We start from the raw sequence: 15,625 nt of genomic DNA on the forward strand, positions 1-15,625 counted from the left end.
TCGCCTTTTTTATTTTTCAGGCTTAAAGAAATCCAGATTGAAACAAACCAGTTCTTCCGGACTGGATGGCCCCGCCTTTTTTTTGAATTCTTCCACCCACTCGATCATTCTTAATCGCAACTCTTCAACATGATCTTTACTTAAGGACTGCACCACGGAGTAATGTAAAGAATCGGCATTTCTAAGAGGTAGATCATTCAAGGCCTGCATGCGCCAATTGGAATGGTGGGATGCGATCCACGGAGAATCTTTAGAGAGATGCAGATCCCCACTTTTCCATACCCACTTCGTACCTTTTTTCTCAACCAATCCCATCAGGGCAAGTTTCTCCAGATGAAATTTAGCCAAGTCCTCTGATATTCCCAAGTAGGCACAAAGACTCTTTAACTCTCCCAAACGGGGTATGCTGACAGCAATATGAATTGCCGAAAACAACCACGACGAATAATAAAACTGGCGAGCACTCTCATCCTTTTCCGGCGTCAAAGATTCCTTTTTGAGACGATTCTTAAAGTCTTTCCACCCCGCCTGCTTTTGTGAAATCTTGCGAGACAAATGTCGACGGTACTCGATATTAGATGCCCGGTTGTGCTCCAGCACTAGGAACAGATACTCCCGTTCCTCTTCAGAAAGCTCCAAAAACTCGCAGATCCCATAAAGATGGTCGGGAATCAGGTGCACATTCCCATTCAGAACGTTGGAAAAATAGGACCTCTGACAGCCGCTGGCCTCCGCCAGTCGGGTCGCAAAGCCCCGCTGATCTGCTTGGGCGATGCGCTTCTTTAAGTAAACTTTATAGTCGTTGAATTCATAGGGTGAAACCATTGTTAACATTTTAATACGAAATGCGTATTTTTTTAATAACAAAGTAATATCGTCTCTTTGTGATGCAGCGTATAACAACGCAACCAATTCACACAGGAGAAATACATGAAGAAATCAATTTTACTAACGTCTATTGTAGTTCTATTTGCCTCTGCAAATGCATTTGCTATCGCCCCACTATCATGCAACGAAATCGGAGCAATTCGAGACGTCTATTCAAGAAATGCAGATGTGGCGCTGGCTGAAATAAAACAACTTCCACAACCACTGGTTGATGGTGAACTCTCTGCGGAATTTAAAGAGCTTTTACAAGTTATTGAAACAAACCTAATCAATCGCGCAAGCATGGATAACAGCCACTGCGAAAGCGGACACTAAACTTGAAGGTAAGCCACCGATGTGGTGGCTTACCGCAAGGTTACATTTTTGAATTTATTTACTTTTATTTGTGGGTAGTATGACAAGACTTCCATTGTCGACTTCAAAGTCCTTACCACCAATAAAAATATCCACGGCTTTTCCAGTGTATTTGCCAGTTAAAGCGTTCAGACAGGACTCGAATGCTTGCGACGAATGACGATCTGAAACCACAAGAACATTGCGGGCTTTCGCCAAGCAGACTTTGGGGTTTACCAGATTTTCTGCCGTTGCAAGAGCATAGTAGATTTTTCCGACTATAGCGCGTTCATGACCATCGATACCGAGGACTTCATTTCCGCAAGTAGCTGCACAAATTGCAACGTTGCGAATTGCTTCAGTACCCAGAGGTATACTTCCATTACGAACTGGTGCGTTGTTATATAGAGCATCGGCAAATTGATATGAAGTGCTGTAATCGCGATCATCAATACCGGCAAGTCCCAAATATTCATGCATCAACAGCGCGATACCAGAAATATGACCTTCGTGAACTAACTCACAGCCACGTTTATCCATAACAATGAGGCTTTGATTCGGATAATTAATGGCATTCTTCTTTTCACCTCTTACATACAGATCTTGACCCTCCGAAAAGCGTGCCCTGAAGATGGCGCGTTTCAACTTCTCTTCTTGGTCACCCTGAAGATTTGCTCGATAAAGTCCGAAATTTAGTATTTTCTTGGTCAATTTGACAATACCTGAAGCACAGATATTACCGCCTCCCCCGGAGCCCGGACCAAAAACCCTATTCACTTGAAATTCCCCTTGGGGTTCATTCTCTGATTTGTTTAGGTCAATCTTGCTATTATCCAGGATCTTAGGGAGGAACTTGGTTTCATCCGCGAGTGTGCTCTTTCCAGACGACTGCGTTTGGGTACCCACAGTATAGCGCTTATTTTGAGTCGCAATTACCTGCTGTTCAGCCATTGAATAAGAGACAAATGCTGTCACCATAACAAGGGATAAAAGCGAAAATGACGGTTTATAGGCCATAATGGTCTCCCGTCCAGATACTTCTACAATTTCAATGCCACAAGATTGGCGATTACCCTACCGATATTGTTTCAAATTGATACACTACCATTGGATAAAACGGAAAAGAGCGGCGTCCCGAAAGACAACCGCTCTTAGAGGGTCATTTTGAATAAAAGAAGCCGGCTCTTAAAGAGCCGCTTCTTTTTTCAGGATCTGCTCAATCGTCAAACCCACATGGGCTTCACCTTTAAACACAGTTCCTGTTTTCTTTTTCTCCAAGTGCTCTTTCGCCATTTTATAAGCGTTCGCTGGCAGTGGGATGTACTGAACTTGTTTTGCCATTTCAGCAGCATTATCCAGATAGAAATCTACGTATTGCTTTACTTGTGGCTTCGCCATTGCTTCGTGCGAAACATAGATAAAGATAGGACGAGACAACGGATTGTATTCGCCGGACATCACAGTTTTCTCGGTTGGCAGGACTGCTTTTTTAGAAGGTGCTTTAGGCCCACCCACTACACCGACAAGTTTCAGTTTGTCTTTATTAGACAGGTAGTAAGCATACGGGATATAACCCAAGCCACCTTTCATACCATTCACACCCGTCACGCGAGTGTTGTGGTCAACAGAGGCTGTGTAGTCACCACGGGAAGATTTTGATTTTTCCACGATAGCTTCAGTGAAGTAATCAAACGTGCCGTTGTCGGTGGAAGCACCGAACAGAGTCAGCTTTTCATCAGGCCATTTTGCATTCACTTGTTTCCAAGTCATGATTTTGCCCTGAGCCGCTGGTTCCCACATTGTTTTAAGTTCCGCTGCCGTGATTTCTTTAACCCAGTCGTTCTTTGGATTTACAACGATCGCGATCGCATCGAATGCGATTGGCAGTTCATAGTAAGTTACTTTGGAAGTACGGCAGGCAGCCATTTCTTCTTTAGTGATTGGGCGGGATGCATTTTGGATGTCGATCTCGCCACGGCAGAATTTTTTAAAACCGCCACCAGTTCCTGAAACTCCCACGGTCACACGGATCGCACCTTTTGTAGAAGTCTGGAATTCTTCAGAAACAGCTTCAGTCACCGGAAACACAGTGCTGGAACCATCGATTTTAACTAGAGACTCCGCTTTTGCGGCAAATGCGCTAAGAACCAATGCGCTCATGATAAAGAACTTCATTAATATCCTCCGATATTTGGATATCAGAAAGCTAACAAAGTCCTTCGTGGAGATGAATCTCCACGTCGTTAAGATTGTGTCAGGTAAATGTCAGGATTGTTAGACGCGAACGCTCAGTCCGTCTTTAAGGGCCTGTTTCTGTGCACGAAGGGCCGGAATCAGTCCAATCACGATACCCGCGAAGATCGCCATAAATATATAGACAAGCTCTTCAGCAGTGATAGCCGAGCCTTCCAAATACAGTCCAAAGCTGTTTTGCAACCAGGGCTTCAAAGACTCTGTCAGCGCTAAGGAAATAATCACACCGGAAACAACACCAGTGATAGTTAGTACCGCAGATTCAAAAACCAGCAGACCCACTATTTGGCCCGGTCTTGCACCCACCGCACGTAAGATCGCCATTTCCCGACGGCGCTCGTTTAAGGTCGTCGTCAAGGCAATCAACATACCCATAAAGCCCACGGCCAACACCATCCAGGAAATAATGCGCAAAACATTTTCCACATAGGACAAACCATTCCACAGTTCACTTAACGTCGCACCCGGGATGATCGCCAGCAATGGTTCTTTTTTGTATTCATTGATTTCACGCTGCAACTTCAAAGTTGAAATGCGCGATTTTGCACCCACGAAGAATGCTGTGATGTTATCGACTTTGATGTTTTCCTTTTTAATCTGGGAAGCAGGAGTTTCTTTGCTGGGAACTGCGCCATCCTGCCAGTCCATGTGCAAAGCTTCCATACCTTCAAGACTGACATACACGGAGCGATCCAGTGGAGTCCCAGTGCTTGCCATGATGCCGGAAATTTTGAAAGGGCGGCGATCGTGCTTAACCACGGCCTCCCCTTTAGTCACACCATGGGAAATAACGATACTGTCACCCAGGTGATATCCCAATTGATGGGCCACTTCTGAACCCACAACGACATCCCAAAGCCCGTCGATCACTTTACCGGATTGCAGGGTCACTTTTTGGTCGCCGCGGAAATGATAGTGCTTAAAGAAATCCCCGTTCGTGCCCACCACGCGGAATCCGCGATGGCTGTCCCCCAGGGAATAAGGAATCGTCCACGCCACTTCCGGATGTTTTTGCAAATCCTGATAGGATTCAAAAGATACATTCTGTGTGGGAGTTCCCATATTGAAAACTGTGTACAGGATCAATTGCAACGGACCACTGCGAGCCCCCACAATCAAATCCGTTTTGGAGATCGTCTGAGTGAACCCCTCCTGTGCCGCTCGGTGAGCGCGCTGGACGGATAAAAACAACGTAACACTCAAGGCGATGGAAAGAACCGTCATGGTCGTCGCGAAAGCGCGATTCTTCAGTGATTTAATGGCCAGGTTCAAGAAGATCATCACGATGTCCTGTTAATCGACTCAAGAGACAATGAGCGGGTAAATAAATTCTCGATACCACGATCATGGGATACAAAAACCACGGTCGTGCCATAAAGTTCGGAAAGATCAAATAGCAGCTTCAAAAATTTCTCGCGATGGTCGGCATCGAGTGCCGATGTTGGCTCATCCGCCAACAACAAGTCAGGTTTCCCCAACAAAGCCCGCGCCACGGCAACACGCTGCTGTTGACCCACGCTTAGTTCAGTGACTTTTTTATCAAGCAAGTCACCAATACCCAAATTACCACACAAAGCACGGATGACCATGTCGGTGTCCACACTGCCCAGGCGCGATTTGCGCACGGGACTAAGATGCAATGGCAATTCGATATTTTCGATCACAGATAGATACGGAATCAGATTGAAGCTTTGAAAAACATAACCCATGTGTTCAGCGCGGAAGGCATCACGATCTGCAGAGCGCATCGTTGCCAGATCACGCCCCAGAATCTTCACGCTGCCCTTGCTTGGCAGAATGACTCCCGCCAGAACTTCAAGCAAAGTGGTTTTTCCGGTACCACTGGGTCCGTACAAAAAAAGCTCCTCGCCCTTTTGCACTTTAAATTCCGGAATCACCAGTGTAGGCTTCTTATCACCCGCATAGGTGTATTCCAGATTATGTATTTCAATCAAAGACTCACTAGAGCTCAACCTTTTCTCCGCTCTTCTTAACTTCCTGGGACTTCTGTGTGTCGCCTGAGATCACGTTGACCTTGACGGCCTTGACTCGTTTAAACACATCCTGAACTCCCAAGGTCACTGCTGTGCCGGCAGGCGCCACTTCACAGCTGACATTGTAGGTGGCATTCACGTCGGCGTGCTTGTCTTTTTGCACGACTTCATTATAGTCCATCTTCACTTCACACTTGTTGTCCGCTGCAAACTGAAACAAGTCATTCACTTTATCATTAAATTTTTTCAGACCCGCTTCCTTACTGGCCTTATCCTTAGCAGACTTAGCTTCGTATTCAAAACCGTAGATGCTGGAAGCTGGCGCATGAAACTGGATTTTTCCGTTCTTGCCATCGAACGCAACATCTATTGTTGCCACTCCATGGGCATGGGCTTGTGATTCCAGTGCGGCCAAAGTAACCACTGAAATGAAAAGTACCTTGAACATATTACCTCCTATTTGTAAGGCTCAATGGCCTCACCCGTTATTTCGAAGGATGCGTCACCGTACATCGACTGCTTGGTTACGAGTTTCAACGTGCCATACACCCAGATCGGGCCCTGTATTGCTGGCACACCCTTTTTCATTTTCACAAATACCATCTGATTCGGCGGCGGAGCTGGAACGTGGATGCACGCCTGAGAACTGGGCACCAAAAGAAACTCCACAACCTGTCGTTGCTCGTCCTCAAGGGGCACCATAAAACCTGGCAACTTCACCGGCTGATTGTTCAAGGCCAGTAGTTCTGCCGGCGCTTTTCCGGTGATGTAGTCCAACTCACCCAGTTGCCGCCAATCCAAAGAAGCGCCTGAATAATTCGGGCCATCACTCAGCACCTGATAAACAGCCACACTGATGATAACAACTAAGATGAGGATTCCCGGTACCAGCCACTTCTTCATACTCTAATTAAAGACCCCTGCCCCCTGAATTGCAATAGCTTTACTAGAACATGAGTGCTGTGTTTTCGAATACCATGCGGCCCTAAATACGAGCGGAAAGCTCCGAATTTCAGAGGCCAAAGTGGCCTTCTTTTCGGAGACGGTAAAGTCTTTCATATTGTCGAAAAATCAGACTAAAAAGGAGGCAATTCTTGATGGTTTTTGCCTAAAAAAGATCACTTACTCTTGAAATTCATAGCGTGTCTAAGAAACCGTGGCAGCAAAATATTTGGGACTTCGCTTCGATATGATTGACCACAAAAAGAACGCTATCTGGCACTTCGGCAATTATGCGCATAGTGTCTAGGTTCTGCGTCGCAATGACTGACCTCAAAAAAAAGGCGAGCATCAAGCTCGCCTCTTTCGAATGCGGTGTGCCTTACTACTGAGCGATCAAAGAAGTCAGGATTTGAGTTACTTGTTCTGGACCCACGCCGTTGGCTTGAGCCGCTTTTTCTACCAATGCACCTACATCGCTGTAGTCACCTTGAGATTGCTTCACCATTGCTCTTTTCAATTCATTATAAGAGCTGCCGATGATTTCTTTTGTGTACGCATCGTAGTCTGCGTCTGTCATGCTGGCTTTTGGATTGTTCTTCAATTGAACAGCTAGGCGAGCCAATGTTTGAGAACGCTCTGAGCTTAAACCAAACTGCGCCTGAATGCCTTTTGCAGATTCATTGATATCCAACGCTTGTTTCATCGCTGTGATTTTCGCAAGATCCTTGTTCGATGTTGTAGATTCCTCGTACACGTAACCAGAAGCATCTTGGTAGTAGCCATTGCCGATATAAGAAACATCATACCATTTTTGAGAGTAGATATAGTCGTGGATGTTTTCACCAACAGACCAATCATCAATATACACCGCTTGTGTATTGCCATGGTAGTCCACCACAATATAACCAGCAGAGTTCGTCGTTGCTTTCACCAAAGTCAGATTCACACCTGCGTCAGTATAAGCTCTTTTCACAAACTCGTTCGCAAGTTCTTCGTGTGTGTAATAAACACTTCCGGTGCTGACAGAGCCACCGCCCCCGCCGCCGCCACCGCATGCTGCCATGGTAATCGTTGCAGCTACCAAGCCCAACTTCACAGTATTCTTAAAGTAGTTCATCGCTTTCATTTGTGATTCCCCTTTTTTATTTTTTGCGGAAACAGACACCGTGTCTGCTTCGCTTTGTGATTTACTTTTACGTTTGCAAATTGTTTGCCATTACTTTCAGTGTCTTTTCGAACCGTGGACTAAAGTGGTCTTAAAGTGTCAGAGGCACCAATCGCATTTCCAAATCTTCGACTGTGCGGCCGCAGACAAGAACTGCGTGATTCTTTCTGCTGAAGGATTCAAATTTTTGCGGCGTCAACGCGCGACATTCAGATGGAATATCCAAATTCAGCTTCGCAGGAGCCACTAATTTCCCTTCTGCACTTTCCGTCCAGAAATAGACATTGTTCGAATACAATTGAGTCGCATCGACATAGACCGCGGGACTTGTTTTTCCCTGACTATCAACGGCCGCAGGAAAAAGAAGTTCCGTCGAGCTAAGTCCTGGCCACGTGGCACGGTGAATGGAGCTTTCATAGCGACGTGTTTGTCCGTTGCTGGAATTAGTCTGCATAATCAAATTACTTTTGCTTTGCGCAAAGGTGAAATACTCGCCGCCACGACGGAAACTTTGCACGAAACTGATCAACAAATCCTGAGTGCTGGACGACTGCAAAGTGAATTGCCCTTCGTTGCGATAGCGCGCATCGAAGAATAAATTCTGCGCCTTAATAGGTGTCAAAAAAACACCGAAGGACCATGCTGCGTTCTTAACGGCCACTCCATCAGTCAAGTCTGTCACTGGGGCCATCACGCCGTTAGACATCATGGTTGAAGTAAAACTAAGTGGTTGCACGACGAACTTATGTTGATCCAACCATTCGCCACGGGTTTCCACCACCACATACTTTTGCAAATCCTGAGAGCCATAAGAATACAGAATGCGAATACGATCCAAGTCGTATTTTGACTGCGGCAGAAGAGAGATCAGACGCAAGTCATCTTGAAATCCCAAACCTAGTTGTGCTCGCAAGTCAGCATTGAATTTGTAGTTGTCAAAATTGCGGGTTTGATATGTCCACTCGCTGCCAGATTGAATGGGCTTCAAATAAAAGACCCGGCGTTGAGGGCTGTTGTTTTCAAATTGAAAGGGATCGGGATTAATGTCTGCCTTGGGAATTTTCCCGACCGTTGAAAACACAGGCACCAAGGCGCCACCGGCTTGCCATGCAAAGTGCAAACTGGACACGGCATCTTTATCCATGACCACTGTTTCGGGTGTAAAAGAAATCTTGCGAACAGAGCGCAAATCTTCTGACACCACCTGATAGGTCATAGTTTTTGTTTTGCCATCTGCGGATGCCGCCAATGTGCCAATCCAAAAACCTGAAAACCCAGGGGCCAATGGAGCTTTCATGATGTTCAGAATATTACGCGTACCCGCTGGAAGTGCGATCAGATTCTGCGTCAAACGACGTCCTTGAAACTGCAGCAATGAAAGTTGCAGCGAGCCCTCTTTGTTTTCGGTGAAATAGTAGTCTGGATCATCGCTGATCCCCAGTACGTCGTTGACCGTTAAAAGGTTCTTCGCTGAAGCCGAATTGGTATTTGCGGATACTGCCAATGGAACTCGAACTACCGTGCCGTCGTTTCTTAAGTTTCTTGAGAGTTCAAATTCATGCTCGAAAGTGCGAGTTGCAGCAGAAGTTTGCACGGTCACACGCAGGCGCACAGTTCCCGACTCCGACATGTTTTGAATGAATCCCTTTAGCGTCAGCGTTTTACGCTCGTTTTGCGCAAGAGAAAACGATTGCGCCATACCTTCAGTAAGATGCACATTGCCGGACAAAGATTGAACTTTGACGCTGACCTGACCTTCAGATTGCCAGTAGTTTTTTACCGGAATATCAAATTGAATGCGACCGTCAGAACTTTGAAACAGCACTCTCGATAACTGTTTAAATTCTGGCGCAACAACAGATTGCGGCGAAGCTGCCAAAGCTTTGGCGATTTTCAAGTTCCCGAACAACGTGAATTTGCCGGCCTCGCGATCTTGGGTCGCCGCAAACAAGCGCGCTCTGATTTCATCAGAACCAATCCCGGGAATTGTCCCCTTAAGAACCGCCACTGCTGCACTTAAAAACGGTGCGGCCTGACTGGTACCATTCAAAAGCTCATACCCCTTCACAGAAAAGTTCACCGGAGTTTTAACATTAGGGTAAGTACTAAGAATCTCTTCACCAGGGGCACTCATATCCACTTGGCCACCAAAATTTGAAAAACCTGTCAAAGTATTGTCGATGCCAGCGGCTGCAACACACAAAACTCCAGGATAAGAACAAGGAAAGTTAAAACTGTTGTTATTGTTATTACCTGCTGCCGCGACAATGAAAATTCCCGCACGCTGAGCTTCGTCAAAAACCTGACGTAACTCTGGAGTATCGGTGGCTGCTGGCCAGCCCATGCTGATGTTAATAATGTCTACTCGCTTATTAATAGCATAGCGAAGAGCCTTTATCACTCGGCCCGTCAGTGCGGCACTTGCTGATGTGCCTGCTGCTGAAGAATCAGAGGCTCCGGTTACTTTCAACGGCATCAAACGCACGCGACTTGCGGCGCCTGCCACACCAAGACCGTTACCAATTTGCGCGGCGATAATTCCCGCAACGTGCGTACCGTGACCTAAATCATCTTCTGGAATATTTTCGTTGTTGCTGCCCGCTTGAACCATAAAGTTCCAGCCCGTGCAGTCGCCTTTAAAGCCATTGCCGTCGTTATCTTTTTCGGGTTTAAACGGAATCGTGCCATTTACGCATTCGGAATCATTGTGATACAACGACTTTGCCAGATCCGCATGTTGAATTTCCACACCGCTATCAAGCAAAGCGACAACAACGTCTTTTTTCATCACGCTTTGAAAGCCGTCAGCTCGTCCGTCAACATCAGCACTTTTTCCTGGCAGTGCGCGAACTTCGCGGGCACAAATGTCAGTTTGATCCCGCAGTACTTTGTGATCACCAGCGTACAAAGCCCATTGATACTTCGCCAGCGTATCGTTGCTAGAAGAAGCCCGCGAAGCCGCCACCAGGGCCCCTTGGGCTGAGGAAACAAAAGAAAGAGTCAGAAGTAAGGATGAAAGTTTCATATACGACCTCTTAAAGTGGATTCAACAGCCAGGTGATAAAGAACTCACCATTCTGAATTTGCAGGTTCTGCTGGATAAAGTTCAATGGACCTGTGGATGCGCGTGCCCCGACGACACCGATGGTGTTACCCATCAATGGAGTTTCGCCCAATTCATCATTTTCACGGAAGCCCTGGATACGAGCCTGGATAAAGATGTTTTGTTCGCCCACCACTTCCATAAGTTTTCGGCCCGGGAAATAAGATTCAGCCAAGTCCACCATCGTCAAAGCGCGATCCGCTGCCACGGGTCCGTTCGATGTACGAACTTCCATGTATTCTTTTTGAGCTCTTAAGAAACGGCGCAAATGAGTCGGATAAGATTTTTGCGCGCGCTCACACTCCCCATTCGGCCAAGGCTTATTGCACCACTTGGACATCGAGGAAACCATCAGCATGTCGACCTGATCTTTCGGCATGGTCGCAAGCTTCCACAGACCCTGCTTGTACATATTGATCGTCAATGTGATCGAATAAAGCAGGATCTTGCGAGTATCATTCAGTGATGCATCCGGAATCAGCTTTACGCCAAAGTCCTCGTTCATCTCTTTTAGAATTTTTAACGCTTTATCACGGGTGATGTTCCAGCCCTTGTGCTGATGCACTACTTGCGCGAACTCCCCTTCAGAACTTGGTGAAATGCCGGAATCATCGTTTTTGGGATCGATTTGTGTCCCTTGATAGTTAACAACGCGGGAAACGGCACTTCCCATCACGGTGTCACCGGGATTTCCACTACGTGAACCATCCAGAACGATGTTGTCGGCCCCTGTTTTGTCACGCAGGAAGCCCGCCAACGTCTGCATCAAAAGGGAGTAGTAATCTTTCCCAGTACGCACGCCGGTTGAACGATAAAGTACTGATGTTTTTGCGCCCTCAGGCAAAGTGATTTCAAAACGGTCTTTTAGGGACATTTTGCGTGCCTGATAAAACAAGAAGCCAAAGTTCACGTCGCGCTCAGAGAAATCATGACCAATGACGGTAGGATCTTGCTCAGTGTTCAACATCTCCAGAGAGTTATTCATGAAGATTTGCTTAAGAATACGTACGTTGGTTTCGTATTGCTTAAGATTACGGGCCATTTCATCTGTGTCAGAAGAGCCGATCACCAGAGTATAGAACTTGGTATTCACTTTGCCGCTCATGCCACCCACGCTGAAGGTCACTAGTGGAATACCATAAGAAGTTAAACCCACCGAGGCGCTGCCTTTGGTAACACGTCCTGGATCGTTGTAGATCTGGAAGGTGTATTTGTCTTTTTTGTAGATCTGGATTCTGTGCAGGAACATTTGTGCCGCATTCAAGGAAGTTTGCAGCTGCACTGACGGCGATGTTGGATAAGTCAGATTCAATCCCGCCTGTGCGGTCACGCTGTCTGTAATCAGCAACGACTCACCGACTTGCATTTCTTTATCCAAAGCATCGGCAATAGAGGAAAGATTGCTTTGCCCGTCGACCATCGTAGGCTCATCCAGCTCTGCCGCCCATTTCTTTTTTAGGAATGGCACCAGCATATTGCGGTAAGGGGTTTTATTAACAGCTTTAATACTTTTTAAAGGCTTGATGTGCGTGTACGAGCGTTGCAGTTGCAAACCGACTCCACCACTTTCACTGATGCCATTCAAACCCTGAATGCCGATAAAGAAACCCGGAGTGATTTGAAAGCCAAAGGTGTCAGCCATTTGCACCATGTTATCGGTACCCATGTAGCTACCGATCACCACGTCGCGGGACAAAAGAATTCTTCCCGACCAAGATGGTATTGCATACATCCCTAATGGAATGTTTTTCTTTTGACCGGTGATCGCTTCCTGAATCATCTGATCTACGACGTTGCCCAAGGTGCGTTGATTCACTTGTCCTTGAACGCTGTCATTATTATTAAAGAAGGAATTCATGTAGGACATTGCGGAGTCAATCAGAGCTGAAATACCGCGGGATTTTAGGAAGGCCGTAACTTCGGACGTGGAAAGTGGGTTATCGGGATCGCCAAAAGAAAAGCGTGATGCATAGCCTGGCCACTCAGTCGCTGTCAGTTTTCCTTGAGTCAGACGTGAGCCTGAAGAAATGGTGCTGTTCACCGCAAGCTTCGCAGCCGAAATCTGCGTTAACTGCATCAAGTCGTTGCGACGGGATTTCATTTTCTCTGCCAGCAAAGCGGCAACTTCTGATGGTACGCGGGACGCTTGTGCGATCTCGCTCCAGTCTTGAGAAGTAAGTCTGGCAATTCTGCGAGAAATCCACTGTGCATCTTGAAACGAAGGATTGAACCACGACGCCCATTCATAGTTCAGATAGACGGCGTTGTTCACAATACGCCCGGTAACCCAAGAATAACTGTTCAAGCTTTCTGGGACATCTACCAGTTGAAACGGCACAAGCAGCGCATTCATCACACGGCGGCCCTGAATCACTGATGGGGGAATTGCGCCGGTTTCAAGACTGTAGAAAGTTTGCGTTGCAGGCATTACCAAGACATCTTGTAGATCGACATAGTCGACAGATGGATTGCTGGTATCATTAGTCACCCAGCGCTTTGGATTGCCTTCGGTATTATTTTGAATGTCGGTTATAAATCCCATCAAGGATGCGTGACCATTCAAGCGTACACGCAGTTTGGACATCCATTGCACGGGTTGCACGCGATATCCTAGTTTCTCTAATAGAGCTTTGCGCAGCAGAATGTTGTGGGCTTTTTTTCCTAGCACCACTTGGACTTGTTCGATGGCTCCATTGACTTGTAGTTGCGCGATGAAACGAAACTCACCAACCACTGAAGGAGTATTACTGGCGAACTCAACACCCACTCCTGCAGGCAATCCCAAGGTGTAGTTAGCTGAATTCAAAGGTTGAACGCTCGTGTCCTGCCAAAGATCTGAAGGTGCGGGATTTAGAATTGAAATGTCCTGACGGCTCTTAGCCATGCGCGTGAGTTCTTCAGGTAAAAGAATTTGCCCTTGTTGACCGACCACGTCCACAGCCTGCGCACCATCGGTGCTGACCGCGATCATTCCCGGAAAATCTGTGGGAGCCGCTTGCACTTTCAGAGCGAAAACGACGATCAAACTTGTCAGTATTGAAAAATATTTTTGCATAATCCCCTCGCGAGGAAGGGACCTTTGCTCAAATCATGCCAAGCCAATGTGACACCGACGGTTCACGAAAACGACGCGCAGCCACAAAACGAAACGGAGACGAACTTCTGGCTATGCTTTCTTTTTAAATATCGCTGACTCCAGTTTCGCCAGACGATCTTCAAAACTTTCCTGGGAGTTCATGGACTTCAACAAGAACCAATTCAAAAAAGTCTGATAGCCCATCCCTTGTTTTTCACCCTCTGCTTCAAGCCAGCTCAAAACTTCCGGATCAAGACGGAAAGTTTTTATGACTTTCACCTCTTTGCTTTTTTGGACACGTTTTGCTTTTGAAAAATCGTACTCTTTTTTCATACTCTTCTCGCAAAATATTGCTGTTCTTCGTTTTGAGTCGCTCTACGTGCATAAATGATTCTGACTTTGAGTCCTGGATCAGATTCCGTAAACACCACAACCAAGACTTTGGAGCCCGCTATCATTCCAATTCGTACCCCACGATCTTCATAGATTGAATGGTCAGGATCAGCAATCTCCAAAGCCCACTGATCTTTCCAAACAGTTGCTGCTTCCGAGAAAGAGACACCATGCTTACGTCGATTGGAAGTTGCCTTAGCATCGTCCCATTCAAACTCTACTAGATCCATAATACTACAGTGTTATTACATTGTAAAACTTGTTTCATCATAAGTTTTAACTATGCAAAATCACTGGTGCTTTATTGTTATCTATAGAATCTCTGGGAGTGGGTTCAGTTCGAATTTCGGGCAAAAAAAAGGGCGGTTACAAACCGCCCTTTTTTGAAATTATCTATTTACGATTCAAACGGATGGATTGGCCACGGCCCCAACCGGAGATTTTAAGTGAGCTGGATCTTCCCCAGATGAACATCGTCAAGAAGCCCACACACAGCATTCCGATGGATAGCCATTGACCGCGTGTCAGTCCAAACAATTGGAAACCGATCTGCGCATCAGGCATGCGGAAGTGTTCATCAGCAATGCGCACCAATGCGTAAAGCACGATGAACATCGAAGCGATAAATCCTGGCTTGCGCGGTTTTCTCCACAACAAGAACAACACCACGAACAGGAACAAGCCCTCGCCCACGGCTGCAAAAAGTTGTGATGGATAACGTGGAGTCAAAAGTGGCTCGATCGCAGCTTTTGCAGCTGTGTTGCCTTCTTGAATTGCCAACACCACTCTATGAAGAGTGCCATACACTTGTTCACGTGCTGCTTGGTCCATGTGGAATTTGCCCAAAAGCTCCAACCACTGTTCACGGGATACGCCGATTTTATCAACTACAGAGCTCAAGTCATTCAAACGAGTGAACTCTTGAGAAGGCCACATTTCGATGTCTTGTGGGAACTTCACTGCCAATGGGTATGAAGGATCGCAAGGACGCCCTACCAACTCACCATTGATGAAATTGGCGATACGACCAAAGAACACGCCCACTGGGCCTGCTACTGCAACCAGATCGAACAGGTATGTTGCGTTCACAGAGTACTTACGTGCGTAAAGCAAGCACGCAACGACGATCCCGATGATACCGCCATGACTCGCCATCCCACCCTCATTGACGGCCAAGACGCCCCAAAAAGGAAAGGAAGATTTGAATTTCCATAGCAAATCAGGGCCATAGAAGAAAACGTACCCCAAGCGGCCGCCCACCAATGTACCGATGGCCGTATATGTGATGAAATCGCCTACCATTTGGGCATTCAAGCCTGCACGTTGGCGTTGTGCGAGCCATTTGATTAACAAATAGGCACAAATGAAACCCATCATGTAAGACAGGCCATACCAACGCACACCAAAGTCACCAGAAATTCTTAAAGCAAAGGGATCTAAATCGTGAACCACTGTTCATCCTTCTTTGAGACAGATTT

The 15,625-nt window shown here is 46.6% G+C and carries 14 protein-coding genes; 1 reads left to right on the forward strand and 13 read right to left on the reverse strand.

All coding sequences use genetic code 11. The annotated features are described in order from the left end of the window. Nucleotides 1-9 precede the first annotated feature (9 nt). The gene (locus tag ACLVWU_RS13490) at nt 10-825 is read right to left on the reverse strand and encodes a DUF4423 domain-containing protein (protein WP_413575318.1); all 816 of its coding nucleotides are present in this window, start codon (nt 823-825) and stop codon (nt 10-12) included. A 105-nt stretch (nt 826-930) separates the two neighbouring features. Here ACLVWU_RS13490 and ACLVWU_RS13495 point away from each other — a divergent pair, with 105 nt between their 5' ends. Next, nucleotides 931-1,203, forward strand: a complete 273-nt coding sequence (locus tag ACLVWU_RS13495; protein ID WP_413575319.1) for a hypothetical protein — start codon at nt 931-933, stop codon at nt 1,201-1,203. Between the two features lie 54 nt (nt 1,204-1,257). On the opposite strand, the gene ACLVWU_RS13500 is transcribed toward ACLVWU_RS13495, so the two are convergent. The 12 genes from ACLVWU_RS13500 to lgt form a co-directional block, all read right to left on the reverse strand. Continuing rightward, complete coding sequence (locus ACLVWU_RS13500; protein ID WP_413575320.1) at nt 1,258-2,238, reverse strand: hypothetical protein; 981 nt, start codon at nt 2,236-2,238, stop codon at nt 1,258-1,260. A gap of 168 nt (nt 2,239-2,406) precedes the next feature. Next, nucleotides 2,407-3,396, reverse strand: a complete 990-nt coding sequence (locus ACLVWU_RS13505; protein WP_413575322.1) for a PstS family phosphate ABC transporter substrate-binding protein — start codon at nt 3,394-3,396, stop codon at nt 2,407-2,409. A 99-nt stretch (nt 3,397-3,495) separates the two neighbouring features. After that, nucleotides 3,496-4,755: an ABC transporter permease gene (locus ACLVWU_RS13510; RefSeq protein WP_413575323.1), complete on the reverse strand. Its 1,260-nt coding sequence runs from the start codon at nt 4,753-4,755 to the stop codon at nt 3,496-3,498. Next, nucleotides 4,755-5,447, reverse strand: coding sequence for an ABC transporter ATP-binding protein (locus ACLVWU_RS13515; RefSeq protein ID WP_413575324.1), 693 nt, complete (start codon nt 5,445-5,447; stop codon nt 4,755-4,757). The genes ACLVWU_RS13510 and ACLVWU_RS13515 overlap by 1 nt, the downstream gene beginning before the upstream one ends. After that, complete coding sequence (locus tag ACLVWU_RS13520) at nt 5,437-5,916, reverse strand: ZrgA family zinc uptake protein (RefSeq protein ID WP_413575326.1); 480 nt, start codon at nt 5,914-5,916, stop codon at nt 5,437-5,439. Before ACLVWU_RS13520 ends, ACLVWU_RS13515 begins: the two co-directional genes overlap by 11 nt. An 8-nt stretch (nt 5,917-5,924) precedes the next feature. After that, nucleotides 5,925-6,371, reverse strand: a complete 447-nt coding sequence (locus ACLVWU_RS13525) for a DUF3299 domain-containing protein (protein ID WP_413575328.1) — start codon at nt 6,369-6,371, stop codon at nt 5,925-5,927. A 421-nt stretch (nt 6,372-6,792) separates the two neighbouring features. Next, nucleotides 6,793-7,536, reverse strand: a complete 744-nt coding sequence (locus tag ACLVWU_RS13530; RefSeq protein WP_413575329.1) for a hypothetical protein — start codon at nt 7,534-7,536, stop codon at nt 6,793-6,795. A gap of 130 nt (nt 7,537-7,666) precedes the next feature. Then, nucleotides 7,667-10,600: a S8 family serine peptidase gene (locus tag ACLVWU_RS13535; RefSeq protein WP_413575330.1), complete on the reverse strand. Its 2,934-nt coding sequence runs from the start codon at nt 10,598-10,600 to the stop codon at nt 7,667-7,669. Nucleotides 10,601-10,610: 10 nt separating this feature from the next. Next, entirely contained in the window at nt 10,611-13,733 is a 3,123-nt protein-coding gene (locus tag ACLVWU_RS13540) for a hypothetical protein (RefSeq protein WP_413575331.1), read from the reverse strand. Between the two features lie 111 nt (nt 13,734-13,844). Next, complete coding sequence (locus tag ACLVWU_RS13545; RefSeq protein WP_413575332.1) at nt 13,845-14,087, reverse strand: CopG family transcriptional regulator; 243 nt, start codon at nt 14,085-14,087, stop codon at nt 13,845-13,847. Beyond that, entirely contained in the window at nt 14,084-14,377 is a 294-nt protein-coding gene (locus ACLVWU_RS13550; protein WP_413575333.1) for a BrnT family toxin, read from the reverse strand. Before ACLVWU_RS13550 ends, ACLVWU_RS13545 begins: the two co-directional genes overlap by 4 nt. Nucleotides 14,378-14,540: 163 nt before the next feature. Further along, a complete protein-coding gene (gene lgt, locus ACLVWU_RS13555) occupies nt 14,541-15,599 on the reverse strand; it encodes a prolipoprotein diacylglyceryl transferase (RefSeq protein WP_413575335.1) in 1,059 nt (352 codons plus the stop codon). Nucleotides 15,600-15,625 lie beyond the last annotated feature (26 nt).

Source organism: Bdellovibrio sp. HCB290, from assembly GCF_047305925.1.
Classification (GTDB): domain Bacteria; phylum Bdellovibrionota; class Bdellovibrionia; order Bdellovibrionales; family Bdellovibrionaceae; genus Bdellovibrio.